Source organism: Paracoccus aminovorans (assembly GCF_001546115.1).
Taxonomy (GTDB): Bacteria; Pseudomonadota; Alphaproteobacteria; order Rhodobacterales; family Rhodobacteraceae; genus Paracoccus; species Paracoccus aminovorans_B.
In genome coordinates this window covers 467,449-492,568 of sequence record NZ_KQ955208.1, presented here as the reverse complement: position 1 = coordinate 492,568, position 25,120 = coordinate 467,449, and the positions used below count along the sequence as shown (strand labels likewise).

Genomic DNA, 25,120 nt, shown 5'->3' with positions numbered 1-25,120 from the left:
CCCGGTGACTTGCCAATCCCAGAGGTGCTGCCCGTGAAATTCCTCGATCTCGCCAAGGTCTATGTCCGCTCGGGCGGGGGCGGCGCCGGCTGCGTGTCCTTCCGCCGCGAGAAATTCGTCGAATACGGCGGCCCGGATGGCGGCGACGGCGGCCGCGGCGGCGACGTCTGGGCCGAGGCGGTGGGCGGGCTGAACACGCTGATCGACTTCCGCTTCCAACAGCATTTCTTCGCCAGGTCGGGCCAGCACGGCATGGGCGCGCAGCGCACCGGCGCCAGCGGTGACGACATCGTGCTGCGCGTGCCGGTCGGCACCGAGATCCTGGAAGAGGACCAGGAAACCGTGATCGCCGACCTGACCGAACCCGGGCAGCGCGTGCTTCTGGCCAAGGGCGGCAACGGCGGTTTCGGCAACCTGCATTTCAAGAGCTCGACCAACCGCGCGCCGCGCAACGCCAATCCGGGGCAGGAGGGCGTCGAGCGCACGCTGTGGCTGCGGCTGAAGCTGATCGCCGACGCGGGCCTTGTCGGCCTGCCCAATGCCGGGAAATCCACCTTCCTTGCGGCGGTGTCGAACGCGCGGCCCAAGATCGCCGATTATCCCTTTACCACGCTGCACCCGAACCTGGGCGTGGTCGGCATCGACGGGCATGAATTCGTCATGGCCGACATTCCGGGCCTGATCGAAGGCGCGAGCGAGGGCCGCGGCCTGGGCGACCAGTTCCTGGGCCATGTCGAACGCTCGCGCGTGCTCCTGCACCTGATCGACGGCACTGCCGAGGACGTGGCCCAGGACGCCCGCACCATCCTGACCGAGCTTCAGGCCTATTCCCCGGCCCTGGCCGAAAAGCCGCGGGTGACGGCGCTGAACAAGATCGACGCGCTGGACGCCGAGACCCTGGCCGAGCGCAAGGCCGCGCTGGAAGCCGAGATCGGCGGGCCGGTGCTGCTGATGTCGGGCGTCTCGCGCCAAGGCGTGCCCGAGGTGCTGCGCGCGCTCTGGGCGCAGATCCTGCCCTCGCGCGGGCCGGCCGTGACCGAGGAAGACAAGCCGTGGCAGCCCTGATCCCCGAACTGGACCGGGCGCAGCGGCTGGTGGTCAAGATCGGCTCGGCGCTGCTGGTCGATGGCAACGGGCTGCGCACCGAATGGCTGCGCGCGCTTTGCGACGACGTGGCCGAGGCGCGGGCGCGGGGCACGGACGTGGTGCTGGTCTCGTCGGGTGCCATCGCGCTGGGGCGGCTGGTGCTGGAGCTGCCGGCCGGCCCGCTGCGGGTCGAACAGTCGCAGGCGGCGGCAGCGGTCGGCCAGATCCGCCTGGCCCGCGCCTATGAAGAGGCGCTGGCCCCGCATGGCGTCAAGACCGCGCAACTGCTGGTCACGCTCGACGACACCACCGACCGGCGCCGCTATCTCAACAGCCGCGCGACGATGCAGACGCTCCTGGGCCTCGGCGCGGTGCCGATCGTGAACGAGAACGACACCGTGGCCACCGACGAGATCCGCTTCGGCGACAACGACCGTCTGGCGGCGCAGATCGCGGTGACCTGCGGGGCGGACCAGTTGCTGCTGCTCTCGGACGTGGACGGGCTCTATACCGCCAATCCCAAGACCGACCCGACCGCCCGGCACCTTGCGGTGGTCGAGCAGATCACCCCCGAGATCGAGGCCATGGGCGGCGACCCGATCTCGGGCCTGTCGAAGGGCGGCATGAAGACCAAGCTGATGGCGGCGCGGACCGCGGTCGCCGGCGGCTGCGCCATGGCCATCGCCGAGGGCTCGGTGCTGAACCCGCTTGCGGCGGTGGCAGGGGGGGCGCGCGTGACCTGGTTCCTGCCCGACACCGACCCGCAGGCGGCGCGCAAGCGCTGGATCGCGGCGATGAAGCCCAAGGGCGAGATCACCGTCGACGCCGGCGCGGCCCGGGCACTGGGGCAGGGCAAGTCGCTGCTGCCGGCCGGGGTCACCGCGGTCGCCGGCCGCTTCGGCCGTGGCGATCCGGTGGTGGTGCTGAACCATGACGGTGCGCGGCTCGCCTCGGGGCTGGTGCGCTATGCCTCGACCGAGGCCCGCGCCATCGCCGGCCACCGCAGCGACGAGATCCCGGCGATCCTGGGCTATCCCGGCCGCGCCGCGCTGATCCATCGCGACGACATGGTGGTGTGACGCGCCGCGTATCATGCCGCCGCAGCGGAACGTCGCCCTTGCCGGGGTATTTGGAAAACGGAAAGTCTGAAGCCTGGGGTGCTTGCTTCTTGTTCTTTCCGTTTTGAAAATACCCTGCGACGGCGACGCCCGCGAGAACTGCGCTTAGTCGATCGGCCGCGCCTTGACCAGCGCATGCCGGCCCTGCGACAACCGGCGCAGCTGCGACAGCCGCGCGGCACCGGCGCCCGGGGCGGGCAGGGCCAGCACGGCGTCGCGCAGGGCGGCGATGCTGTCCTCGCTGCGGCTGGGCAGGGTGGCGGGCAGGATCGGCGCGCCGACGGTGACGCGGAAGGGCTGGCCGGCCTTGTTCAGCACCTCGTTGAACAGCGTCACGTCGCGCAAGGTCGGGTGGATCGCGTCGAGCAGGTAGAACAGCGCCGAATTGCGCGCCCGGATGCGCAGCGGAATCACCGGCACGTCGAACTTCCGCGCGATCATCGCCGCGCTGGCCATCCAGGGCCGTTCGTCCAGCTGCAAGCCGCGGCGCTTCGCCAGCCGGCCCGAGGGGAAGATCAGCCCGATGCGGCCCCTTTCAAGCGCCGCGCGGGTATAGTCCATCGTCGCCCGGGTCTTGGCGTGGCTGCGCTTGTCGATCCGCCATTCGACCGGCGCCACCAGGCTTTCGAACTGCGGCAGGATGCGCAGGATGTCGTGGTTGGCATAGATGAACAGGTCGTCGCGCACCGCCGCGATCACCGCGTTCAGCACGATGCCGTCGGCGATGCCGGTCGGGTGGTTCGACACGATCAGCGCCGGGCCGGTGGCGGGGATCTGCTCCAGCCCCTCGACCTGCAGGTCGCGCACGATCAGCGTCGCCAGCCGGCGCATGATCTCGTCGGTGGGCAGGTCGCGATATTCGGCGGCGAGATCCAGCGTGCGCGGATAGCGCAAGAGCCACATCAGCGCCCGGCGCGCCGCGGCGTGATGCCAGCGGCCGGAAAAAAGCCATGGCGCCCGCTCGGCGATCAGCGGATCAAGGCGTTGGGTCATGTCCTCGCGGGCATCCATGCCGGCAGTATTGCCGTGCGCTCCGGATGCCCGCAAGAGCGGTTCGTCCGCGCTCATGCCAGACCGGCAAGGATGCGCGTAACCATCTCGCTGGTATTGCGCGACAGCCCGTCCCGGGCGGCGATGCGTTCCAGCGCGGCGCGGGCATGGGCCTGGCGGGCGGCGTCGTAGCGCGCGATGGTCTCGAAGGCCGTGGACATGCGCGCGGTGGTCTGCGGGTTCACCGGGTCGAGCCGCATCAGCCATTCCGCGACGAAGTCATAGCCCGAGCCGTCCGCCGCGTGGAAGGCGGCGTGGTTCGCGGTCAACCCGCCAATCAGCGCGCGGAAGCGGTTCGGGTTCTTCCAGTCGAAATCCGGCCGCGCCGCCAGTTCCCGCGCCCGCGCCACCGCCCGACCGGGCGCGGCGCGCAGCGGCTGGACCATGAACCACTTGTCCATCACCAGCCGGTTTTCGGCGAATTCCCGCGCGAAATCGGCCAGCGCCCGGCTGTCGCGGCCGGCGGCGATCAGGCTTTCCAGCGCGCCCTGCCGCTCGGTCATGTTCCCGGCCGCGTCGAACAGCGCCTCGGCCCGGGCGCCGGTGTCGAGGCGGTTGAGATAACCCAGGCAGGCGAGGCGCAGGCTGCGCCGGGCCGCGCCCTCGGCATCCGGGCGATAGGGGCCGGCATCGGCCATCGCCTCGTAAAGCCGGGCCAGCGCGGGTTCATGCGCGGCGGCGATGTCGCGGGCCAGCGCCTCGCGCGCGGCGTGGATCGCGTCGGGGTCGGGGGTGGCGCCGCGGGCGGCGATGGTGGTGGCGATCTCTTCCTCGCCCGGCAGCGCCAGGCACAGGGCGGCGAAGGCCGGGTCGGCCTCGGCATCGTCCAAGAGCCCGGCGAGCGCGCGGCTGAAGCCGGCACCGGCCTGCGCCCCTTGCGCCGCGGCGATCAGCGCGTCCAGCGCCAGGTCGTGCCCGGCCTGCCAGCGCGCGTAGGGGTCGGTGTCATGGGCCAGCAGCAGCGCCTGCTCCTCCGCCGTGATCTCGCGCGCGATCGTCACCGGGGCCGAGAAGCCGCGCAAAAGCGAGACCACCGGCCGCGCGCCCAAGCCGTCGAAGCGGAAGCTCTGCGCGGCTTCGGTCATCTCCAGCACCGTGGTCGGCAGCACCTCGTCGCCGTTCGGGCCGATCAGGCCGACGGCGATGGGGATGACGCGCGGCGGCTTCTGCGGCTGGCCCGGCGTCGGCGCGGTTTCCTGCCGGAAGTTCAGGGTCAGCGCGCCGTCCTGCCAGTCCTCGGAGAGCGTCAGGCGCGGCGTGCCGGCGTCGGTATACCAGCGCTTGAACTGCGTGAGCCCGCGCCCGGTGGCATCCTCGAAGACCTTGATCCAGTCCTCGATGGTGCAGGCCTGGCCGTCGTGGCGGGCGAAATAGAGGTCCAGCGCCGCTGCATAACCTTGGTCCCCGACCAGCCGCTTGAGCATGCCGATGACCTCGGCGCCCTTTTCATAGACCGTGGCGGTGTAGAAATTGTTGATTTCCTGGTAGTGATCCGGGCGCGGCGGGTGCGACAGCGGGCCGGCATCCTCGCGGAACTGACGCGCGCGCAGGGTTTGCACGTCCTGGATGCGCTTGACCGCGGCCGAGCGCAGGGCGCTGGTGAACTGCTGGTCGCGGAACACCGTCAGCCCCTCTTTCAGGCACAGCTGGAACCAGTCGCGGCAGGTGATGCGATTGCCGGTCCAGTTGTGGAAATATTCATGGCCGATCACGCCCTCGATGCGCTCATAGTCGCCATCGGTCGCGGTCTCGGCCGTCGCCAGCACCAGCTTGGAGTTGAAGATGTTCAGCCCCTTGTTCTCCATCGCGCCCATGTTGAAATCGTCCACGGCAACGATGTTGAACACGTCGAGATCGTATTCGCGGCCATAGGCCTGTTCGTCCCAGCGCATCGAGCGGATCAGGCTTTCCATGGCATAGCCCGCGCGCCCCTCGTCGCCCGGGCGCACCCAGACGTTCAGGGCGACCTTGCGGCCCGACATTGTGGTGAAGCTGTCCGAGATCGCGCGCAGGTCGCCCGCGACCAGCGCGAACAGATAGGCCGGCTTCGGCCAGGGATCGTGCCAGACGGCCTGGCCCGGCGCCTGTTCGGCCGGGTTGCCGTTCGACAAGAGCACCGGCTGGTCCGAGGTGATGGTGACGCAGAAGGGCGCCATCACGTCGGGGCGGTCGGGATACCAGGTGATGTGGCGAAAGCCCTCGGCCTCGCATTGCGTGCAGAACATGCCGCCCGAGAGATAGAGCCCCTCCAGCGCGGTATTCGCCTCGGGGTCGATCTCGACCTCGGCCTCGAAGGTGAAGGCATCGGGCAGGTCGGCCGCGGGGATGACCAGGCGATCCGCGCCGGCCAGGCCGAGGTCCAGCGGCTTGCCGTCCATGGCCAGCGACAGGGTCTTCAGCCCGGCGCCGTCCAGCACCAGGTCGCCCGGTCCGCTGCGGCGGAAGTCGATCTGCGAGCGCACCCGCGTGGCGCGCGGCGCAAGGTCGAATTCCAGCCGGGTTTCGCCGATCGCGAAGGGATAGGGACGCCAGTCGGCGAGATATTGCGTGACGGTCATGGCCCAGGCACCTTTCCGCAGGTGAAAAAAATCGCTGGCACAGGGGAACTTGTGCGAAACCCAAGTGTTAGTGCGGGAAGCGCCGGCTCGCAACCCGGGGTGCAGATTGCCCTTGGCCATGTCGTCGCAAAGACCGGAAGACAAGAACCCGGACCCCGAAAACGAGGAACTCCCGATGGCCAATTACGACCCGAACGATCCCCAGCGCCCGGCCGGCAAGCCCGAAACCTATGTCGAACCGGTCGAGCGCCGCGCATCGCCGCTGCCGCTGATCATCGGCATCCTGCTGGCCCTGGCGATCGCCTATTTCGTGCTGCAATACTTCATGGTCCGCAACGAGGTCGCGACCACCGGCGAGGATGCCGCCGTGACCACGACCGCGCCGGCCGACACCACGACCACCGCGCCGGCGGATACCGCCACCACGACCGCGCCCGCCGCGACCGCCCCGGCCGCCGAGGCCGAGGCTGCCGCCGACGATGCCGCGGCCGCGGCCGAGAATGCGGCCGACGCCGCCGGCGAGGCCGCGAGCGAGGCCGCCACCGCCGCCGAGAACGCCGGCGAAGCGGCCGGTGCCGCCGTGACCGACGCCACCCAGGACGCCGCCGAGGCTGCCGAGGACATGGCGAATGACGCCGCCAATGCCGCGGGCGAGGCTGCCGATGCCGCGACCAACGCCGCCGATAGCGCGGCCGATGCCGCCGGCCAGGCCGTCGAGAACGCCGGCGAGGCGATGGACGACGCGGTCTCGGTCGAGGAACCGGCGACCACCGCGCCGACCACCCCGCCGCCGGCCGGCACCGATACCACGACCACGCCTTCGACCAACTGATCGCAAGGCTTTGCATCGCTTCCGTCGCCCGCATCCCGGGCGGCGGATTTTCAATTTTGGCGCAACTGTGAATATAGCTTTCGGATAAACCCAGCCCGGTTGAATGCTGCTCGGCTTTGGCATACCACGGTGCACCAAATCGACTGACAGACGGAAGGGGAACTGCGATGGGCCGCGTCGAAAAGGCAGGGTTGCGGGTCGATCAGACCCTGGCCAGCTTCATCAACGATCACGCGCTGCCGGGCAGCGGCGTCGAGCCGCGCCGCTTCTGGGAAGGGCTTTCGACGCTGATCCACGATTTCGGGCCGAAGAACCGGGCGCTGCTGGACAAGCGCGACGAGATCCAGTCGGCGCTGGACGCCTGGCATATCGCGCATCGCGGCCAGCCGGCGGATGCCGATGCATACCGTGATTTCCTGACCGAGATCGGCTATCTGGTGCCCGAGGGCGAGGATTTCCAGATCGAGACCCCGGCGACCGATCCGGAATTTGCCCGCATCGCCGGCCCGCAGCTGGTGGTGCCGATCACCAATGCGCGCTATGTGCTCAACGCCGCCAACGCCCGCTGGGGCAGCCTTTACGACGCGCTTTACGGCACCGATGCCATGGGCGACCTGCCGCAGGCCAAGGGCTATGACGCCACCCGCGGCGCCCGGGTGATCGCCTGGGGCCGCGAGTTCCTCGACACCGCCGCGCCGCTGGCCGAAGGCTCCTGGGCGGGGATCGAGGCGCTGGCCGTCCGGGACGGCGCGCTGGTCCCGGCGCTGCGCGATCCGGCGAAATTCGCCGGTCATATCGGCGATGCCGCCAGCCCCGCCAGCATTTTCCTGCGCAACAACGGCCTGCTGATCCGCATCGTCATCGATGCCGCGACCCCGGTCGGCGGGCAGGACAAGGCCGGCATTTCCGACATCGTCATCGAATCCGCCCTGTCGGCGATCATCGACTGCGAGGATTCCGTCGCCTGCGTCGATGGCGAGGACAAGACGCTGGCCTATGCGAACTGGCTGGGCCTGATGGACGGCTCGCTGGCCGAAGAGGTTCAGAAGAACGGCAAGAGCTTCACCCGCCGGCTGAACCCGGACGTGGAATTCACCGCGCCGGACGGCGCGACCGTCATCGCCAAGGGCCGGGCGCTGCTGCTGGTGCGCAACGTCGGCCACCTGATGACCACGCCCGCCGTGCTGGACCGCGACGGCAAGGAGGTGTTCGAGGGGCTGCTCGACGCCATGGTCACCACGCTTTGCGCCATGCGCGACCTCGACCGGGGCGCGAACTCCGTCACCCGCTCGATCTATGTGGTGAAGCCCAAGATGCACGGCCCCGAGGAAGTGGCCTTCGCCAGCGCGATCTTCGATCATGTCGAGGACGTGCTGGGCCTGCCGCGCCATACCGTCAAGCTGGGCATCATGGACGAGGAACGCCGCACCAGCGCCAACCTCAAGGAATGCATCCGCGCCGCGAAGCACCGGCTGGCCTTCATCAACACCGGCTTCCTGGACCGCACCGGCGACGAATACCACAGCTCGATGGAGGCGGGCGCCATGCTCGCCAAGGGCGAGATGAAGGGCCAGCCCTGGATCTCGGCCTATGAGGATCGCAACGTCGACATCGGCCTGGCCTGCGGCCTTTCCGGCCGCGCGCAGATCGGCAAGGGCATGTGGGCGATCCCCGACCGCATGGCCGAGATGCTGGCCGAGAAGATCGCCCATCCCATGGCCGGCGCCAATACCGCCTGGGTGCCCAGCCCGACGGCCGCGACCCTGCATGCGACGCATTACCATCGCGTCGATGTCCACGCCCGCCAGGCCGAGATCGCGGCGCTGAAGCGGCCCGCGCGGCTCGACGACCTGCTGACCATCCCGCTGGCCCTGGGCCGCAACTACAGCGACGTGGAAATCGCCCGCGAGCTGGAAAACAATTGCCAGGGCATCCTGGGCTATGTCGTGCGCTGGGTGGACCAGGGCGTCGGCTGCTCCAAGGTGCCCGACATCCACGACGTCGGGCTGATGGAGGACCGGGCGACGCTGCGCATCTCGGCCCAGGCGCTGGCGAACTGGCTGCATCATGGCATCGTGACCCAGGGCCAGGTCATGGACGCCTTCCGCAAGATGGCGCTGGTGGTGGACCGCCAGAACGCAGGCGACCCGGCCTATCGGCCGATGGCGCCGGGCTATGACGGCGTGGCCTTCCAGGCCGCCTGCGACCTGGTCTTCCTGGGCCGGGTCCAGCCCTCGGGCTATACCGAGCCGGTGCTGCACGCCCGCCGCCTGCAGGCCAAGGCCGAGCAGAAAGCCGCCTGATCCCGATCTTGCGATCAAGCCGCAGCCTGCCCCTTGCCTTCGCATCGGGCAGGCCTTTTCATGCCGGCATCGGCCGCAAGGCACCGGGGGAGGGAATGACATGCAGCGTTCGCGCATCAACCGCATCATGGCCGAGGCGGCCGAGATGATCGCCGGGGCTGGCTTCCACCTGCCACCCTTCGCGCATTGGTCGCCCGAGGAATTCCGCGCCCGCGCCACCCCCGCGATCCGCGACGGAAGGCTGGGCTGGGACATCACCGATTACGGCCAAGGCGATTTCGACCGGCTGGGCCTGTTCCTGTTCACGCTGCGCAACGGCCGGCTTTCAGACCTGCAAGCGGGCCGGGGCATGGTCTATGCCGAGAAATTGCTGATTTCGCAGGAAAACCAGATCAGCCCGATGCATACCCATGCCATCAAGACCGAGGACATCATCAACCGCTCGGGCGCGGTGCTGGCGATCCGGCTCTGCGGCTCGGACGGGCAGGGGCGCATGGACCGGCGCGCGCCCGTCCGCGTCGATTGCGACGGCATCGCGCGCGAAATCGCGCCCGGCGGCGTACTGCGGCTTTCGCCCGGAGAATCCGTCACCCTGCGCCCGGGCGACTGGCACGAGTTCTGGGCCGAGGGCGGGCCGGTGCTGATCGGCGAGGTCTCGACCGTGAACGACGACTTGACCGACAATATCTTCGCCGCCCCCATCGGCCGCTTCGCCCATGTCGTCGAGGACGAGCCGCCGACCCACCTGCTGGTCAGCGATTACGATTCCGACGCTACGTAACATTTACGGATGAGCCGCGCCCTCGCGCTCTTGTGAAAGATTGTTGCGCGATGCTAAGAGATCGCTGCTAGCTCTAACAGGGAGGTCGCCTCGTGAAGATCGGCGCATTGAGAGAGAATTACGAGGGTGAGGCGCGTGTTGCGGTGACGCCGTCCTCGGCCGCGCATCTGAGGAAGCTGGGCCATGAGGTCTTTGTGGAATCGGGCGCGGGCGCGGGGGCGGGGTTTTCGGACGCCGCCTATCAGGCCGCCGGGGTCGCGGTCGCGCCGAATGCCCAGGCGCTGATCGCCGACGTCGATGTCGTGGTCAAGGTCCGCCCGCCCGAGGCTGCCGAGCTGAAGGCGATGCGGCGCGGCCAGGTGCTGATCTCGTATTTCTATCCGACGCAGAACGCCGAACTTCTGGAGCTCGCGCGCGAGCAGGGCGTCACCGCCATCGCCATGGACATGGTGCCGCGCATCAGCCGGGCGCAGAAGATGGACGCGCTGTCGTCCATGGCCAATATCGCCGGCTACCGCGCGGTGATCGAGGCGGCGAACAATTTCGGCCGCTTCTTCACCGGCCAGGTGACCGCCGCCGGCAAGGTGCCGCCGGCCAAGGTGCTGATCGTCGGCGCCGGCGTCGCGGGGCTGGCGGCCATCGGCGCCGCGACCAGCCTCGGCGCCCAGGTCTATGCCTTCGACGTCCGCCCCGAGGTGGCCGAGCAGATCGAATCGATGGGCGCGGAATTCGTCTATCTGGATTTCGCCGAACAGGCCCAGGACGGCGCCGCGACCGGCGGCTATGCCGCGCCCTCGAGCCCCGAGTTCCGCGAGGCGCAGCTGAAGAAGTTCCGCGAGCTCGCGCCCGAGATGGACATCGTCATCACCACGGCGCTGATCCCCGGCCGGCCGGCGCCGAAGCTGTGGACCGAGGACATGGTCCAGGCGATGAAGACCGGCAGCGTCATCGTCGATCTGGCGGCCGAGCGCGGCGGCAATTGCGACCTGACCGTGCCGGACGCGCGCATCGTCACCGAGAATGGCGTGGTCATCATCGGCTATACCGATTTCCCGTCGAGGATGGGCGCGCAAGCCTCTGAACTCTATGGCAACAACATCCGCCACATGCTCTCGGACCTGACCCCCGGCAAGGACGGGGTGATCGTTCAGAACATGGAGGACGACGTCATCCGCGGCTCGACCGTGGCCTATGACGGCGACGTGACCTGGCCGCCTCCGCCGCCCAAGGTCGCGGCCATCGCCGCCGCGAAGCCCAAGGAAAAGCCGAAGGAGCCGACCCCCGAGGAGCGCCGCGCGGCCGAGACCGCCGCCTTCAGGGCGCAGACCCGCAACCAGGTCGGGCTGCTCGTCGTCGGCGGCGTGCTGATGCTGGCGCTGGGGCTGGTCGCGCCCGCGAGCTTCATGCAGCATTTCATCGTCTTCGTGCTGTCGGTCTTCATCGGCTTCCAGGTGATCTGGAACGTCAGCCACAGCCTGCACACGCCGCTGATGGCGGTGACGAACGCGATCTCCTCGATCATCATCCTGGGCGCCCTGATGCAGATCGGCTCGGGCTCGGGGCTGGTGATCGTGCTGGCGGCGCTCTCGGTGTTCATGGCCGGGATCAACATCTTCGGCGGCTTCCTGGTCACGCGCCGGATGCTCGCCATGTTCCAGAAATCCTGAGGAGGCCGGCGCAATGGAATTCGGTTTCACCACCGCCGCCTATGTCGTCGCGGCCATCCTGTTCATCCTGTCGCTGGGCGGGCTCTCGGGCCAGGAAAGCGCCAAGCGCGCGGTCTGGTACGGCATCGTGGGCATGGCGCTGGCCGTCGCCGCCACGCTGATCGGCCCCGGTTCGGGCCTGTGGCTGCTGTCGCTGATCCTGGTCGCGGTCGGCGGCGTCATCGGCTGGATCGTCGCCACCCGCGTGCAGATGACCGAGATGCCGCAGTTGGTCGCCGCCATGCATTCGCTGGTCGGCCTGGCCGCGGTCTTCATCGGCTTCAACACCCATATCGAGCTGGCGCGCGTCCTGAGCCTCGATCCCACGGCGCGCGAGGCGCTGACCGGCTTTGCCGCCGTGCTGGCGCATAAATCCCCGGTCGAGCAGTCGATCCTGCGGGTCGAGACCTTCCTCGGCGTCTTCATCGGTGCCGTGACCTTCACCGGCTCGGTCATCGCCTTCGGCAAGCTCGCCGGCAAGGTCGACGGCAAGGCCAGGAAGCTGCCTGGCGGCCATGTGCTGAACGCCGGCGCCGCGGCGCTGTCGCTGGTGCTCTTGCTGGTCTATCTCGCCAATGGCTCGACGCTGGCGCTGGTGGTGATGACGCTGGCGGCGCTCTTCATCGGCTATCACCTGATCATGGGCATCGGCGGCGCCGACATGCCGGTGGTGGTGTCGATGCTGAACAGCTATTCCGGCTGGGCGGCGGCGGCGATCGGCTTTTCGCTGTCGAACGACCTGCTGATCGTGGTCGGCGCGCTGGTCGGCTCGTCCGGTGCGATCCTGAGCTACATCATGTGCAAGGCGATGAACCGCAGCTTCGTCTCGGTGATCCTGGGCGGTTTCGGCGGCGAGTCGGGCCCGGCGATGGAGATCGTGGGCGAGCAGATCGCCATCGATGCCGAAAGCGTCGCGGCGGCGCTGAACGACGCCGACGAGATCATCATCGTGCCGGGCTATGGCATGGCGGTGGCGCAGGCGCAGCAATCGGTGTCGGAACTGACCCGCAAGCTGCGCGCGCGCGGCAAGAGCGTGCGCTTTGCCATCCACCCGGTGGCGGGCCGGCTGCCCGGGCACATGAACGTGCTGCTGGCCGAGGCCAAGGTGCCCTATGACATCGTGCTGGAGATGGACGAGATCAACGAGGATTTCCCCTCGACCGACGTGGTGATCGTGATCGGCTCGAACGACATCGTGAACCCGGCGGCGCAGGAGGACCCGAACAGCCCCATCGCCGGCATGCCGGTGCTGGAGGTCTGGAAGGCCAAGCAGGTCTTCGTCAGCAAGCGCGGCCAGGGCACCGGCTATTCCGGCATCGAGAACCCGCTGTTCTACAAGGACAACACCCGCATGTTCTACGGCGACGCCAAGAAATCCCTCGACCAGCTCCTGCCAATGATCGAGTGAAGGGGCGAGACACGAGGCAAACAGGGGCGGGCCATCGCGGCCCGCCCTTCGCGTTTTCCGGGTGCTAATAAGCGTCCAGCATGGATTTGACCACGTCGGTGGGCAGCGCCGGGTGCAGCGCCAGCTTGCGCGTGCGCTTGCCCCGGCGCGGGATCAGCAGCGCGCAGCGCGTGGCGATGGCATGGGAATGCTTGGCCGAGCCGGTGACGATGGCCCCCGCCCGCCAGCGCGAATGCGGGCCGAACCGCAGCACGCTTTCGATGGCGCCGGGGACATAGCCCTCGGTTTCGGCCGAATCGATCAGCGCTTCACTGATGACGGGGGGCAGGTACATGGGCACGGCTACTCGGAAACTTAAAATTGGATACATCCAATTTGTTAGTCCGAGCCGGCGCGGATTTGTATCTGCCCTTTTGAACAGGTGTGCCATACAAGTTCAGCGCGTATGGCACACCCGGCTTTCGTGCCTTGGTCGTATCGCGCTAGGGCGTGATCAGGATCGGCGTGCCGTCACGCACCATGGCATAGATGTCCTCGACCTCCTCGTCGCGCACGGCGATGCAGCCGGCGGTCCAGTCCTGCATGCGCTGCGACAGGGCGCGGCCCTCGGGGCCCTGGCCGTGGATGAAGATGTCGCCGCCCGGCGCCTTGCCCTGCGCCAGCGCGAAGGCGGTGTCGTTCGGGTTCGGATAGGACACGCCGACCGACAGGTGATAGCGGCTGTCGGGGTTGCGGCGGTCGATATAGTAAAGCCCCTCCGGGGTCTTGCCGTCGCCCTCGAACTGCTTGTGGCCGAGGGGTTCGTTGCCAAGCCCGATGCGATAGGCCTTGAGCACGCTATTGCCGCTGAGCAGCAGCATCTGCCGCGCGCCCTTGTTCACCACGACCTGGGTCACCGGCGGGCCGGAATAGGTCTTGAACTTGCTGGGCCCGCAAGCGGCAAGCCCCAGCAAAAGCGCAATGGCGACGATACGGCCCAGCCAGCCCATGTGATGCCCCTCGATCGGTGTTTTGCGGCATTTTGCCTGTCCTGCGGGTGACGGGCAATCCGCCGGCGGTTCACGAAATCCTGATGCGGCTGCCCGGGCGGGTGGCAGAATTGCCAAAGCCGGCCCGCGCCTTGGGCTTTCGGCTTGCGGGAAATCCGGCTGCGGCTAAACATGCCGCCATGAACGACGAAGACGAACACCCGCTGCGCTATGCGCTGGTCAACGAGCTGCACGCCCGGCCCTCGCCGCGGCTCAAGGCGCCCTGCACGGCCGTCTTCCTGGCGGTGAAGGAGCCGCGCGACGCGGCGAACCGCGACCGCGCCCGCGATGTCGCGCATCTGGCCGAGCTTTGCGCCCGCCACGGCGCGCCCAGCCCCGACACCAGCGCCGGCCATTACACCGCGCAGCTGGGCCGGCATCAGCTGCGCTGGGAAAGCCATACCGAATTCGTGACCTATGCCGCCTTCGCGCCCGGCCTGCCGCCGCGGCCCTTCGACCCCTCGGCCGGCGCCATCTTTCCCGAGGACTGGCAGCATCACGCCCCGGGCAAGCGCATCGCGGCGGTGATGATCCAGGTCGATTTCCTGCCCGAGGATCCGGCCGCCATCATGCCGCGGCTGCGCGAATGGTTCGCGGCCGACAGCCTGGCCTCGGTCTGGGTGCTGGAAGAGGCGGCGGTGGTCGCGGGCGATTTCCGCATCGATCCCGACGGCTGGATGCGCTTCGCGCTGTTCGTGAAGCCCGGGACGCAATCGGGCCGCATCGGCCGCATCGTGCAGCGGCTGACCGACCTGGAAACCTATCGCGCCATGTCCATGCTGGGCCTGGGCGGCGCGCGCCAGCTGACGCAGCAGCTCAATGCGCTGGATCCGCAGCTGAACGGCATCCTGCAAGGCATGGCCGACGAGAGCCGGCCGGCCGACGCGGTGCTGCACGAGCTGCTGACGGTCTCGGCCCGGCTGGAGCGCACGGCGACGCAGCAGGCGTTCCGCTTTGGCGCCACCGCGGCTTACGAGGCGATCGTGATGGACCGCGTCGCCTCGCTGCGCGAATCGCGCTTCATGGGCGGGCAGATGCTGACCGAATTCATGGCGCGACGCTATCATCCCGCCATGCGCACCGCGAAATCGGCCGAGAAACGGCTGGCGGCAATGGTCGACCGCAGCGAGCGCGCGGGCGAACTCTTGCGCACCCGGGTCGACGTGCAGCGCAGCGCCCAGAACCAGGAGCTGATGGAGCGCATGGACCGGCGCGCCGACCTGCAGCTGCGGCTGCAGCACACGGTCGAGGGCCTGTCGGTGGTGGCGATCAGCTATTACGCCGTGGGCCTTCTGGGCTATGCGCTATATCCGGTCGCCCATGCGCTGCATGTCGACAAGGCGGTGATGGTCGCGGCGCTGACACCGCTGGTCGTCGCCGGCGTCTGGCTGGCCATGCGCCGCATCAAGGCCCGGCTGCATGCCGGCGGTCACTGATTTCACCACGAAGGAGCCCATCTTGAAAACCATCCTGCTGCTTGGCGCCATGCTGGCGCTGTCGGGTTGCAACGTGCCGCTGGTCCCGCTGGTCTGATGGCGGGGGCGTTGCAGATGTACGGGCTGGCGCATTGCTCGACCTGCCAGAAGGCGCAGGCCGAGCTTGAGGCTCAAGGCTGGCAGGTCGAATTTCGCGATGTCGCCAAGACGCCACTGGACGAGGCCGAATGGCAGCGCATGATCGCCGATTTCGGCGAGAAGCTGGTCAACCGCGCCAGCCTGACCTGGCGCGGCATGTCCGAGGCGGAACGCGCCGGCACGCCCCTGCAGATGCTGTCCGCGAAACCCTCGCTGATGAAGCGGCCGGCGATTGTCGCGGGTGATCTGCACCTGCTCGGCTGGACCGCGAACGTCAAGCGCGCTTTGGGGGTCGCCGCCTGAAGGGCGAACTGGGCCGGAACGTCACGGCAGGATGGGTATTTGGGCAACGAAGAAGACCAAGGCCGCGCCCCGCCTTCTTTGTTCCTTAAATACCCAAATGCCGAGGCTGCGCTCAGGGCGCAGCGTCTGCCGTGCTGGTCGCCGCTTCGGGCAAAGCCGTCCGGGCGGTGACGGCCGAGGTAAAGGCGTCGCCCGGATCCCGCCGCAGGACGGCATGCCCGCCGCCCGCGCGCAGGCTGTCGACAGTGCGGCGGTAATCGCCCTCGTCCAATGCGCCCGAGGGCGAGAGCAGCGGCCCGATGGCCTCGATCATCGCCGCTTGGCGGCGCAGCGCGCCTGCGTCCGGGTCCGGACCCAGGATCAGCCCGGCGGCGGCTTCGGGATCGGCCACGGCCTCATGCCAGCCCTTCATGCTGGCGCGCAGGAAACGGGCCAGCCGGTCCTGTGCCTGCGGGTCGGACAGGGTGGCGGGCAGGGCATAGAGCCCGTCTTCAAGGGTCGCGGCCCCCTCGGTTGCCGGGTCCAGCACCACCAGCCCGTCGCCCGGCAGCGGGTCATAGGCCAGCGTGGTCGCGCAGGCGGCCTGGCGGTGGCGCAGCATCTCGCCGGCCGCCGGCCATTGCCCCAGCAGCGCCACCCCCGAAAGACTGTCATCGGGTTTCAGTCCCAGCCGGTTCAGCCAGGCCAGCAGCGGATAGTCCGCGCCGCGAAACGGGCTCGCGACGGTCTTGCCGCGCAGGTCGGCGGCCGCCGCGACGCCGCTGTCGCGGGTGCAGGTCAACCGCAATGCCGGCTTGGCGAGGATCTGCGCGACATTCACCACCGGCAGGCCGTTTTCGCGCGCGACCAGCGCCATGGGCATCCATTCGACCGTCAGGTCGGCCGCGCCGCGCGCCAGCGACTCGAAGGGCGGCGCGTCATCGGCCGGCAGCAGCGTGACCTGAAGCCCCTCGGTCGCGTAATGCCCGCGCGCCTGCGCCAGCAGGAAGCCGGCCGATTCCGCCAGCGCCGGGCCGCGCAGCTGCACGGTCAGGGCGTCGGCCCGGGCGGCAAGCGGCGCGAGCAGGGCGATCAACAAGGAAAGAACACGCAGTTTCATCGCCGGCCATGGTTAGACGGCCGGCCCGCGCCCTGCAAGCGAAGCCCGCCGCACGAAACCGCGAGGGTCAGTTGCGGGAATAGACGTCCTCGTAACGCACGATGTCATCCTCGCCCAGGTAGACGCCGGTCTGCACCTCGATCAGCACCATCGGCACCTTGCCAGGGTTCTCCATCCGGTGCACGGCGCCCAGCGGCACATAGATCGACTGGTTTTCCGTCACCAGCGTCACCGTCTCGTCTACCGTCACCCGGGCGGTGCCGGAAACGACGATCCAGTGCTCGGAACGGTGGAAGTGCGATTGCAGCGACAGGGCCGCGCCGGGGTTCACCACGATGCGCTTGACCTGGAAGCGGTCGGCCAGGGCCAGGGTCTCGAACCAGCCCCAGGGGCGGTGGTCGCGCAGGAAGCTTTCGGCTTGGCGCGCGCCTTTGGATTTCAGTGCAGAGACCGCCTTCCTGACCTCTTGCGCGCGATCCATGCCGGCGACCAGCACCGCGTCATTGGTGGCGACGACCATCACGTCCTGCAGGCCGATGCCCACGACCTCGATACCCTCGTCCTGCGAGCGCAAGAGCACGTTGTCGCAGTCGATGGCGGTCGAGCGGTCGTCGGTGACGGCGCCGCGTTCGGCCGGCGCGGCGTCCTGCGTCTCGCGCCAGACCGCGTCCCAGCCGCCCAGGTCGGACCAATGGCCCGAGAAGCGCACCACAGACAGGTTCGCGGCCTTTTCCAGCACGGCATAGTCGATCGAAAGGTCGGGCAGCCGGTCCCAGGGTTCGGGCGCGAGGCGCAGGAAACCCAGATCCGGCCGCGCCTCGGTCAGCGCCGCCTGCACCGGGGCCAGGTATTCGGGGGCATGGGTGCGGAAGGCCTCGATCATGGTCCGGGCCGAGAACAGGAAAATCCCCGCGTTCCACAGGAAATTGCCCTGCGCGATCATCCTTGCGGCATTCTCGGCATCGGGCTTTTCGACGAAGCGCTTCAGCGTGACCGGGCCTTCGCCGGCCGCCTCGGCCTCCATATAGCCATAGCCGGTCTCGGGGCGGGTCGGCGAGATGCCGAAGGTGACGATGCGGCCCGCCTGCGCGGCCGGCAGGCCCAGGTCGACGGCGCGGCCGAAGGCCTCGGCATCCGGCACGACATGGTCCGAGGGCGCGACCAGCAGCACCGACTCGGGATCGGTCTCGGCCGCCGTCAGCGCCGCGGCCAGGATCGCCGGCGCGGTGTTGCGGCCCGAGGGCTCGATCAGGATCGCTGCCGGCGCGATGCCGATCTGGTCCAGCTGCTCGGCCACGATGAAGCGGAAATCGGCATTGGTCATGACCAGCGGCGCGGCGTAGCGCGGACCGCTGAGCCGGCGGGCCGAGGCTTGGAACAGGCTCTCCTCGCCGATCAGCGGGGCGAATTGCTTGGGAAAGCTCTTGCGCGACACCGGCCACAGCCGCGTGCCCGAGCCTCCGGCCAGAAGAACGGGGGTAATCGTCATGAAATCAACTCCAAGGCGCAAGGCGGTCCTTCGCCGGATAGCATGGCCGCGGCCCGCCGGTAAACCTGACCTTTCAATAGCCCCGCGCCCGGTCCACGCGGTAGAGCAGCGGCGCGCCCCGCATGGCGCGGCGCAGGTTCTCGGCCGCGACGGCGGCGGCGCTTTCGGGGCGGGTCTCGGCCGAGACATGCGGGGTCACCGTCACGCGCGGATGCGACCAGAACGGATGATCCGGGGGCAGGGGTTCCTGCCGGAACACGTCGAGCACCGCATGGGCGATATGCCCCGAGTCGAGCGCCGCCAGCAGGGCCGTTTCGTCGATCAGCGTGCCGCGCCCGGCGTTGATGATCGTGGCGCCCGCCGGCAGCAGCGCCAGCCGTTCGGCGTCGAGCAGGTCGCGGGTCTGGGGCGTGTCGGGCAGCAGGCAGATCAGGATCTCGGCCCGGGCCAGCGCCCGGGGAAGGTCGGGGCCGGCCAGAACCTCGATCCCCGGCACGGCGCGGCCGGAATGCGACCAGCCGGTGACGCGGAAGCCAAGCCCGGCCAGCGCCGCCGCCACGGCCCGGCCCAGCTCGCCCATGCCCAGCACCGTCACCCGCCGCGCGCTGGCCAGCGGCGGCGTCACGGCGTTGCGCCAGACGCCGTCCTGAGCATAGCGGTCCATGCCCAGATGCGCCCGCAGCGCCCAGCCGGTGCAATATTCCGCCATGCCCTGCGCCAGCCCCGGATCGACCATGCGGCACAGGGGCTGGGTCAGGGTCGGGTTGGTGACGATGCGCTCGACCCCGGCCCAGAGGCTTTGCACCACGCGGGCGCGGGTGAAGGGCGAAAAGTCCAGCGCCGCGCCACCCTCGGGATAGCCCGGGGCATAGATCAGCGCGTCGAAACCGGCCGGGTCGCCGTCGCGGCAAAGCGCCATCTCGGGGCAGGCGGCGCGCAGGGCGGGGGCCCAGGCGTCCCACAGCCGGGCGGGGGCGGCGAACAGCACCTTCATCCGCGGGGCCTCCTTATCCACGAGGTCGGTGGACATGCGCCGATTGCAGGATGCCGAAGCCCATCAGCAGGATCATCAGCGAGGTCCCCCCATAGCTGACCAGCGGCAGGGGCGAGCCCTTGGCGGGCAGCATGCCCATGACCGTGGCCATGTTGATCGAGAAATACAGAAAGAACGTCCCGGCGATGCCGATGGTCAACAGGCTGGCGAAACGGTCGCGGTTGGTCAGCGCCGAATGCAGGCAGAAGCCCAGGATCAGCACGTAAAGCGCCAGAAGCGAGCCGGCGCCGACAAAGCCGAATTCCTCGGCCAGCGAGGTGAAGATGAAGTCGGTGTGCTTTTCGGGCAGGAAGTTCAGCCGCGACTGCGTGCCCTGCATGAAGCCGCGCCCCGACCAGCCGCCCGACCCCAGCGCGATCTGCGCCTGGGCGATATTGTAGCCCGCGCCCAAGGGGTCGGAGCTGGGGTCAAGGAAAGTGTCGATGCGCTTGAACTGGTAGTCGTGCAGCAGCTGCCAGTCGGTGCCCCGGCTCTCCATCACCGCGGTGACGCTGGCGACGACGATGGCGATGACGGCGGCGAAATACCACAGGCTGACCCCGGCCGCGAACATCACGATGCCGCCCCCGGCGATCAGCATGATCGAGGTGCCAAGGTCGGGCTGCATCAGCACGAGGCCGGTCGGCAGCAGGATCAGCAGCACCGGGATCAATACCCAGAACGGGCGCGAGACCTTTTCGACCGGCAGCCAGTCGTAATAGGCGGCGAGCGTCATCACGAAGGCGATCTTGGTCAGCTCGGAGGGCTGGATGCGGATCGGCCCCAGCACCAGCCAGCGCTGCGCGCCCATGCCGATGTCGCCCATGATCTCGACCAGCACCAGCAAGAGCACGCAGATCACGTAGGAGATCACCGAGATCGAGCGCCAGAACCAGATCGGCACGAAGGCCAGGGCGAACATCAGCACCATGCCGGCAGCGAAACGCTCCATCTGCGGCATGGCCCAGCGGTCGATATCGCCGCCTGAGACCGAATAGAGCATGAGGAAGCCGATGCAACTGACCGCTGTCACAAGAAAAACGAGCGGCCAGTTCAGGTGCAGGATCTTGCGCCAGCCACTTGGCACCTGGGCGACGTGATAGTTCAGATAGCTCATCGCTCAGGCTTTCGCGCGCGTCTCGGCCGGGCGGGCAGAGGGGGCCAGGTTCATCTTCGACCACATCTCCTGCACCTTGGCGCGGGTGCCGTCGTCGGGATAGGCGGAGATCGGCGGCAACCCGCCGGCCAGCGCGTAAAGCAGGATGTCGCGGGCGATGGGGCCGGCGACCGCACCGCCGCCGCCGCCATGTTCGACCACCACCGAGACCGCATAGCGCGGCATGTCGAAGGGCGCGAAGCAGACGAAAAGCGCGTGGTCGCGGCGGTTCCAGGGCAGCTGGTCGTTCGAGATCACGCCGCGCGCGCGTTCGGCAGCGGTGATGTTGCGCACCTGGCTGGTGCCGGTCTTGCCGGCCATCTGCCATTCCGGCGCGATGATGCGGGCGCGGCGCGCGGTGCCGTGGCTGCTGTTCATCACCGCATCCATGCCGCCGCGCGCGGTGCGCAGGTGCAGCGGGTTGATGCCAAGCTCGGGCCATTCCGGCACCGGCTCGGGCACGCCGTCGATGGCCTTGACCAGCCGGGGTGAGACCGCGCGGCCCGTCGCCACCCGCGCCGTCATCACCGCCAGTTGCAGGGGCGAGGCCAGCACATAGCCCTGGCCGATCGAGGCGTTGATGGAATCGCCGACCTGCCATTCCTGGCCGTAGCGTTCCCGCTTCCAGGCGCGGTCGGGGGCGATGCCCTCGGTGATGGCCGACATCGGCAGGTCGTGCTTGACGCCGATGCCCAGCTTGCGGGCCATGGCGGCGATGCGGTCGATGCCGACGCGCTGCGCCAGCTCATAATAGTAGACGTCGCAGGACCGCTCGAGGCTTTGCACCGCATCGACCATGCCATGCCCGCCCCGGCTCCAGCAGTGGAACTTGCGGCCGGCGACCTGCAGCGAGCCCGGGCAGAAGAAGCGCGAGCCGGGATTGATGACGCCCGATTCCAGCCCGGCCAGCAGCGTGACCATCTTGAAGGTCGAGCCGGGCGGATAGGCGCCCTGCACGGTCTTGTCGGCCAGCGGCCGGTGGTCGTGGTTCATCAGCATCCGATAGTCCGGCCCCGAGATGCCGCGCACGAACTTGTTCGGATCGAACACCGGCGAGGAGGAGATCGCCACGATATCGCCATTGGTCACGTCGATGACCACGGCCGCCGCGCTTTCCTCGCCCAGACGCTGGGTGGCGAAATTCTGCAACCCGGCGTCCAGCGTGGTCTGCACGGTGGCGCCCTGCTGGCCCTCTTGCCGCGACAGCTCGCGCATCTCGCGCCCGGCACTGTTGACCTCGACCCGGCGGGCGCCGGCCTTGCCGCGCAGCGCCTCTTCCAGCTTCGCCTCCATGCCGACCTTGCCCAGCTGGAACTCGGGCAGGCGCAGCACCGGGTCGGGGTTCTCGATCTTCGAGAGGTCGTAATCCGAAACCGGGCCGACATAGCCCAGCACATGCGAGAAATCGCCGCCGCGCGGATAGCTGCGCGACAGGCCCGATTCCGGCGTCACGCCGGGCAGGGCCGGGGCATTGAGCGCGATCGAGGAAAATTCGGACCAGCTGAGCCGGTCGGCGACCATGACCGGGGTGACGGCGCTGCGCTTGCGGATCTCTTCCAGGATCTCGGCGGCCTGGCGGTCGGTCATCGGGATGATGCGGCGCAGCCTTGCGATGACGGCGGACACGTCGCCCGCCTCTTCGCGGGTCAGGGTGACGCGGTAGTTCTGTTCGTTGCCGGCGATGATGGTGCCGTGGCGGTCGAGGATCAGCCCGCGCGCCGGCGGCAACAGCCGGATCTTGATCGAGTTCCCGTCCGACAGCATGCGGTATTCGTCGGCATGCTCGATCTGCATCGAGCGCAGCTTGAGCCCCAGGACCGAGACGACGGCGGCCTGGATCACGCCCAGCATCAGCACGCGCCGGGTGATGGAGCGGCTGCTTTCGACGATCTCGCGGTCGGATTTGCGCATCAGCGGGCCCTCGCGTCGCGGTCGGCGGTGCTGCGCGGCAGGCCCAACCCCCAGGCGGCCAGCCCCGCGACCAGCGGATAGGCGGCGGTGGTGGCGATGAATTGCAGCATGGCCTGGCCCAGCGGCGGCGGGGACAGGAAGAAGGTGGTCAGCACAAAGCGATAGGCCAGCATCATCAGCGCCAGAAGCATGGTCACCCGCAGCCATTCAACCATGAATGGCAGTTCGCGCCAACGGTGCTCGCGCTTTCGTGCGGCCTCGGTGCCTAGCACGGCGATGGCGGCGGCAAGGCCGATGGGGCGCATGAGCAGGATGTCCTCGATCAGGTAGAGCGCGGCGATGGTCAGCACCGGCACCTGCTCGGGCCGGCGCAGCACCCAGAGCAGCGTCAGGCACAGCCCTAGGTCGGGGCCGGGCCAGACCACGCGGCCCGGTGCCAGCGGCAAAAGCCGCCAGAACAGGATCGCCAGGAACAGCGCCACGTAAAGCGCCTGTCCCAGGATCCGCCGGCGCCGGCCCGGATCAATCATTCGCAACCTCGGGCTCGGTTGCGGCGCGCACGGCATCAAGGTCCATGACCGGCGGCATCGGCGGGCCGATGAAATCGCTCGGCGGCGGCGGGATCAGCAGGCCGGTGTCGGGCAATTGCTCGGCCGGGTGGCTGCGCAGCACGCGCAGGAATTCCAGCCGGCCGTAATCGGCCGCCAGCCGCACCCGCATCCGGCCGTCGCTGGCCAGCGCCAGCTGCCCGACCAGCAAGCCGGCCGGGAACACGCCGCCGTCGCCGGAACTGACCACGCGGTCGCCGGGGCGGATGTTTTCCGGGCTTTCGATGAAGTCCAGCGCCGGCAGGGCCGTGTTGTCGCCGGTCAGCAGCGCATGCTGCCCCGAGGGCAGGATCGTCACCGGGATCCGGCTGGTCGGGTCGGTCAGCAGCATGACCCGGCTGGTGGTCTGCCCCAGGCCCGAGATGCGCCCGACCAGCCCCAGCCCGTCCATGGTCGCCCAGCCGTCCAGGATGCCGTCGCGCGCGCCGACGTTCAGCAGCACCGACTGGCGAAAGGCCGTGCCGCTGTCGGTCATCACCACGCCCGAGACCGAGGTCAGCGCCGGGTCGATGCGCACGTTGTTCTGCGCCAGCAGCTTGGCGTTTTCCTGTTCCAGCTGCACCGCGGCCTCTTTCCAGGCCGACATCTTCTGCAGCTCGCGCCGCAGCTCCTGGTTCTGCTCGTAGAGCCGGGAATAGGACTGGAAGCCCGCAACCATGCGCGACAGCTTGGTCACCGGCACCATGGCCCAGTCGAAGCTGGGCACGAAACGGTCGATGAAGGCCGCCCGCATGCGCTCGGCTCGCGGGCTGTCGATCTGCCAGAACAGAAAGACCGCCAGCAGCAGCAGAACCAGCAGCGACACCAGGATGCGGCGGACCGGAGCCGCGTAGTCGGGGCCCTTGCGCGCCATGATCCGCGGGTCAGCTGTCGTAGTCGATGACGTGGCGCAGCTGCTTCTCGAACTCCAGCGCCTTGCCGGTGCCCAGGGCGACGCAGCTCATCGGCTGGTCGGCCAGGCTGATCGACAGGCCGGTCTGCTCGCGCAGCGCCAGGTCCAGCTCGCCCAGCATGGCGCCGCCGCCGGTCAGCATCACGCCGCGGTCGACGATATCGGCGGCCAGGTCCGGAGGCGTCGCCTCCAGCGCCACCATCACCGCCTCGCAGATCTGCTGCACCGGCTCGGCCAGGGCCTCGGCGACCATGGCCTGGGTGATCTCCATTTCCTTCGGAATGCCGTTCAGCAGGTCGCGGCCGCGCACCATGATGGTGGCGCCGCGCCCGTCGTCGGGCATGCGGGCGGTGCCGATCTGGGTCTTGACCCGCTCGGCGGTGGAATCGCCGATCAGCAGGTTGTGGTTGCGGCGCAGGTAATTGATCAGCGCGTCATCCATGCGGTCGCCGCCGATGCGGACGGAACGGGCATAGACTACGTCGCCCAGGGACAGCACCGCGACCTCGGTGGTGCCGCCGCCGATGTCCACGACCATGCTGCCGGTCGGCTCGGTGATCGGCATGCCGGCGCCGATGGCGGCGGCGATGGGCTCGGCGATCAGCCCGGCGCGGCGGGCGCCGGCGGACAGCACCGACTGGCGGATGGCGCGCTTTTCCACCGGGGTCGCGCCATGCGGCACGCAGACGATGACCTTGGGCTTGGAAAAGCTGGTGCGCTTGAACACCTTCTTGATGAAATGCTTGATCATCTCCTCGGCGCTGTCGAAGTCGGCGATCACGCCCTCGCGCATCGGCCGGATGGCCTCGATGCTGCCGGGCGTGCGGCCCAGCATCAGCTTGGCGTCCTCGCCCACGGCCAGGACCTGCTTCTTGCCGTCCTTGACGTGATAGGCCACGACCGAAGGCTCGTTCAGGATGATGCCCTTGCCCTTGACGTAGATCAGCGTGTTCGCGGTCCCGAGGTCGATTGCGATGTCGGTGGAAAACAACCCGCCAAAGGCCATGATGACTACCCCTTCTGCCGTCCCTGCCATGACGGCGGTTCGCCGTCGTTTGCCGACGGCCATTGCCCGATTGCCCCGATGAGTCGCCCCGCCGAAGGTGCGCGACATATAGGCCGAGCCCTGTCCGGGGAAAACCCGTAAATTTTGATGCGCCGCGGGCTTGGGCGGGCTTTCGCGGG

At 68.7% G+C, this 25,120-nt stretch carries 22 protein-coding genes; 10 read left to right on the top strand and 12 right to left on the bottom strand.

Going from position 1 to position 25,120, the window contains the following annotated elements; genetic code table 11:
* Positions 1-33 precede the first annotated feature (33 nt).
* Positions 34-1,065, top strand: a complete 1,032-nt coding sequence (gene obgE, locus ASV56_RS02560; protein WP_062562201.1) for a GTPase ObgE — start codon at positions 34-36, stop codon at positions 1,063-1,065.
* Entirely contained in the window at positions 1,053-2,165 is a 1,113-nt protein-coding gene (proB, locus tag ASV56_RS02555; protein WP_062560666.1) for a glutamate 5-kinase, read from the top strand. Before obgE ends, proB begins: the two co-directional genes overlap by 13 nt.
* Positions 2,166-2,309: 144 nt before the next feature.
* Here proB and ASV56_RS02550 read toward each other — a convergent pair whose 3' ends face one another.
* Both ASV56_RS02550 and pepN read right to left on the bottom strand, forming a co-directional pair.
* Positions 2,310-3,215: a 1-acyl-sn-glycerol-3-phosphate acyltransferase gene (locus tag ASV56_RS02550; RefSeq protein ID WP_062560665.1), complete on the bottom strand. Its 906-nt coding sequence runs from the start codon at positions 3,213-3,215 to the stop codon at positions 2,310-2,312.
* 53 nt (positions 3,216-3,268) lie between these two features.
* Complete coding sequence (gene pepN, locus ASV56_RS02545) at positions 3,269-5,812, bottom strand: aminopeptidase N (RefSeq protein ID WP_062560664.1); 2,544 nt, start codon at positions 5,810-5,812, stop codon at positions 3,269-3,271.
* Between the two features lie 175 nt (positions 5,813-5,987).
* Between pepN and ASV56_RS02540 the strand changes: the two genes are divergently transcribed.
* The 5 genes from ASV56_RS02540 (at position 5,988) to ASV56_RS02520 (ending at position 12,842) form a co-directional block, all read left to right on the top strand.
* Positions 5,988-6,644, top strand: a complete 657-nt coding sequence (locus tag ASV56_RS02540; protein ID WP_062560663.1) for a hypothetical protein — start codon at positions 5,988-5,990, stop codon at positions 6,642-6,644.
* Between the two features lie 167 nt (positions 6,645-6,811).
* Positions 6,812-8,947, top strand: a complete 2,136-nt coding sequence (locus tag ASV56_RS02535) for a malate synthase G (RefSeq protein WP_062560662.1) — start codon at positions 6,812-6,814, stop codon at positions 8,945-8,947.
* A gap of 100 nt (positions 8,948-9,047) precedes the next feature.
* On the top strand, positions 9,048-9,728 hold the full coding sequence (locus ASV56_RS02530; RefSeq protein ID WP_062560661.1) for a D-lyxose/D-mannose family sugar isomerase: 681 nt from the start codon (positions 9,048-9,050) through the stop codon (positions 9,726-9,728).
* Positions 9,729-9,820: 92 nt separating this feature from the next.
* Positions 9,821-11,395: a Re/Si-specific NAD(P)(+) transhydrogenase subunit alpha gene (locus ASV56_RS02525; RefSeq protein ID WP_062560660.1), complete on the top strand. Its 1,575-nt coding sequence runs from the start codon at positions 9,821-9,823 to the stop codon at positions 11,393-11,395.
* A gap of 13 nt (positions 11,396-11,408) precedes the next feature.
* Complete coding sequence (locus ASV56_RS02520) at positions 11,409-12,842, top strand: NAD(P)(+) transhydrogenase (Re/Si-specific) subunit beta (RefSeq protein ID WP_062560659.1); 1,434 nt, start codon at positions 11,409-11,411, stop codon at positions 12,840-12,842.
* Positions 12,843-12,906: 64 nt separating this feature from the next.
* Here ASV56_RS02520 and ASV56_RS02515 read toward each other — a convergent pair whose 3' ends face one another.
* Together ASV56_RS02515 and ASV56_RS02510 are read right to left on the bottom strand one after the other, a co-directional pair.
* Entirely contained in the window at positions 12,907-13,176 is a 270-nt protein-coding gene (locus tag ASV56_RS02515; RefSeq protein WP_062560658.1) for a hypothetical protein, read from the bottom strand.
* Between the two features lie 148 nt (positions 13,177-13,324).
* On the bottom strand, positions 13,325-13,831 hold the full coding sequence (locus tag ASV56_RS02510; RefSeq protein WP_062560657.1) for a L,D-transpeptidase family protein: 507 nt from the start codon (positions 13,829-13,831) through the stop codon (positions 13,325-13,327).
* A gap of 179 nt (positions 13,832-14,010) precedes the next feature.
* On the opposite strand from ASV56_RS02510, the gene ASV56_RS02505 reads away from it, so the two are divergent.
* From ASV56_RS02505 to ASV56_RS02500, 3 genes are read left to right on the top strand one after another with little or no spacing between them, the layout of a single operon-like run.
* Complete coding sequence (locus ASV56_RS02505; protein ID WP_062560656.1) at positions 14,011-15,306, top strand: DUF3422 family protein; 1,296 nt, start codon at positions 14,011-14,013, stop codon at positions 15,304-15,306.
* Entirely contained in the window at positions 15,290-15,403 is a 114-nt protein-coding gene (locus ASV56_RS23370; RefSeq protein WP_156429050.1) for a lipoprotein, read from the top strand. Before ASV56_RS02505 ends, ASV56_RS23370 begins: the two co-directional genes overlap by 17 nt.
* The gene (locus ASV56_RS02500) at positions 15,403-15,747 is read left to right on the top strand and encodes an arsenate reductase family protein (protein ID WP_253879832.1); all 345 of its coding nucleotides are present in this window, start codon (positions 15,403-15,405) and stop codon (positions 15,745-15,747) included. The genes ASV56_RS23370 and ASV56_RS02500 overlap by 1 nt, the downstream gene beginning before the upstream one ends.
* 112 nt (positions 15,748-15,859) lie before the next feature.
* On the opposite strand, the gene ASV56_RS02495 is transcribed toward ASV56_RS02500, so the two are convergent.
* From ASV56_RS02495 to ASV56_RS02460, 8 genes are all read right to left on the bottom strand, one after another.
* On the bottom strand, positions 15,860-16,846 hold the full coding sequence (locus ASV56_RS02495; protein ID WP_062560655.1) for an ABC transporter substrate-binding protein: 987 nt from the start codon (positions 16,844-16,846) through the stop codon (positions 15,860-15,862).
* 67 nt (positions 16,847-16,913) lie between these two features.
* Positions 16,914-18,335 carry a mannose-1-phosphate guanylyltransferase/mannose-6-phosphate isomerase gene (locus tag ASV56_RS02490; RefSeq protein WP_062560654.1) on the bottom strand — a complete coding sequence of 474 codons (1,422 nt, stop codon included), beginning with the start codon at positions 18,333-18,335 and terminating at the stop codon, positions 16,914-16,916.
* A 73-nt stretch (positions 18,336-18,408) separates the two neighbouring features.
* Positions 18,409-19,329 carry a 2-hydroxyacid dehydrogenase gene (locus tag ASV56_RS02485; RefSeq protein ID WP_062560653.1) on the bottom strand — a complete coding sequence of 307 codons (921 nt, stop codon included), beginning with the start codon at positions 19,327-19,329 and terminating at the stop codon, positions 18,409-18,411.
* A gap of 13 nt (positions 19,330-19,342) precedes the next feature.
* Positions 19,343-20,485 (bottom strand): rod shape-determining protein RodA, encoded by a 1,143-nt coding sequence (gene rodA, locus ASV56_RS02480; protein ID WP_062560652.1) that lies wholly within the window; start codon positions 20,483-20,485, stop codon positions 19,343-19,345.
* A 3-nt stretch (positions 20,486-20,488) separates the two neighbouring features.
* Positions 20,489-22,435, bottom strand: a complete 1,947-nt coding sequence (gene mrdA / locus ASV56_RS02475; protein ID WP_017997911.1) for a penicillin-binding protein 2 — start codon at positions 22,433-22,435, stop codon at positions 20,489-20,491.
* Entirely contained in the window at positions 22,435-22,965 is a 531-nt protein-coding gene (locus ASV56_RS02470) for a hypothetical protein (RefSeq protein WP_062560651.1), read from the bottom strand. The genes mrdA and ASV56_RS02470 overlap by 1 nt, the downstream gene beginning before the upstream one ends.
* The gene (gene mreC, locus ASV56_RS02465) at positions 22,958-23,896 is read right to left on the bottom strand and encodes a rod shape-determining protein MreC (protein ID WP_062560650.1); all 939 of its coding nucleotides are present in this window, start codon (positions 23,894-23,896) and stop codon (positions 22,958-22,960) included. Before mreC ends, ASV56_RS02470 begins: the two co-directional genes overlap by 8 nt.
* Before the next feature lie 10 nt (positions 23,897-23,906).
* On the bottom strand, positions 23,907-24,941 hold the full coding sequence (locus ASV56_RS02460) for a rod shape-determining protein (RefSeq protein WP_017997914.1): 1,035 nt from the start codon (positions 24,939-24,941) through the stop codon (positions 23,907-23,909).
* Positions 24,942-25,120 lie beyond the last annotated feature (179 nt).

Excerpts from the sequence above, each read along its gene's own strand:
- ASV56_RS02500 (WP_253879832.1), top strand. The coding sequence starts at position 15,403 with ATGGCGGGGGCGTTGCAGATGTACGGGCTGGCGCATTGCTCGACCTGC.
- ASV56_RS02505 (WP_062560656.1), top strand. The coding sequence starts at position 14,011 with ATGAACGACGAAGACGAACACCCGCTGCGCTATGCGCTGGTCAACGAG.
- ASV56_RS02495 (WP_062560655.1), bottom strand. The coding sequence starts at position 16,846 with ATGAAACTGCGTGTTCTTTCCTTGTTGATCGCCCTGCTCGCGCCGCTT.
- ASV56_RS02520 (WP_062560659.1), top strand. The coding sequence starts at position 11,409 with ATGGAATTCGGTTTCACCACCGCCGCCTATGTCGTCGCGGCCATCCTG.
- ASV56_RS02515 (WP_062560658.1), bottom strand. The coding sequence starts at position 13,176 with ATGTACCTGCCCCCCGTCATCAGTGAAGCGCTGATCGATTCGGCCGAA.
- ASV56_RS02460 (WP_017997914.1), bottom strand. The coding sequence starts at position 24,941 with ATGGCCTTTGGCGGGTTGTTTTCCACCGACATCGCAATCGACCTCGGG.
- ASV56_RS02540 (WP_062560663.1), top strand. The coding sequence starts at position 5,988 with ATGGCCAATTACGACCCGAACGATCCCCAGCGCCCGGCCGGCAAGCCC.
- ASV56_RS02535 (WP_062560662.1), top strand. The coding sequence starts at position 6,812 with ATGGGCCGCGTCGAAAAGGCAGGGTTGCGGGTCGATCAGACCCTGGCC.
- mrdA (WP_017997911.1), bottom strand. The coding sequence starts at position 22,435 with ATGCGCAAATCCGACCGCGAGATCGTCGAAAGCAGCCGCTCCATCACC.
- ASV56_RS02510 (WP_062560657.1), bottom strand. The coding sequence starts at position 13,831 with ATGGGCTGGCTGGGCCGTATCGTCGCCATTGCGCTTTTGCTGGGGCTT.
- ASV56_RS02490 (WP_062560654.1), bottom strand. The coding sequence starts at position 18,335 with ATGACGATTACCCCCGTTCTTCTGGCCGGAGGCTCGGGCACGCGGCTG.
- pepN (WP_062560664.1), bottom strand. The coding sequence starts at position 5,812 with ATGACCGTCACGCAATATCTCGCCGACTGGCGTCCCTATCCCTTCGCG.
- rodA (WP_062560652.1), bottom strand. The coding sequence starts at position 20,485 with ATGAGCTATCTGAACTATCACGTCGCCCAGGTGCCAAGTGGCTGGCGC.
- ASV56_RS02550 (WP_062560665.1), bottom strand. The coding sequence starts at position 3,215 with ATGGATGCCCGCGAGGACATGACCCAACGCCTTGATCCGCTGATCGCC.
- mreC (WP_062560650.1), bottom strand. The coding sequence starts at position 23,896 with ATGGCGCGCAAGGGCCCCGACTACGCGGCTCCGGTCCGCCGCATCCTG.
- ASV56_RS02470 (WP_062560651.1), bottom strand. The coding sequence starts at position 22,965 with ATGATTGATCCGGGCCGGCGCCGGCGGATCCTGGGACAGGCGCTTTAC.
- ASV56_RS02530 (WP_062560661.1), top strand. The coding sequence starts at position 9,048 with ATGCAGCGTTCGCGCATCAACCGCATCATGGCCGAGGCGGCCGAGATG.
- ASV56_RS23370 (WP_156429050.1), top strand. The coding sequence starts at position 15,290 with ATGCCGGCGGTCACTGATTTCACCACGAAGGAGCCCATCTTGAAAACC.
- ASV56_RS02485 (WP_062560653.1), bottom strand. The coding sequence starts at position 19,329 with ATGAAGGTGCTGTTCGCCGCCCCCGCCCGGCTGTGGGACGCCTGGGCC.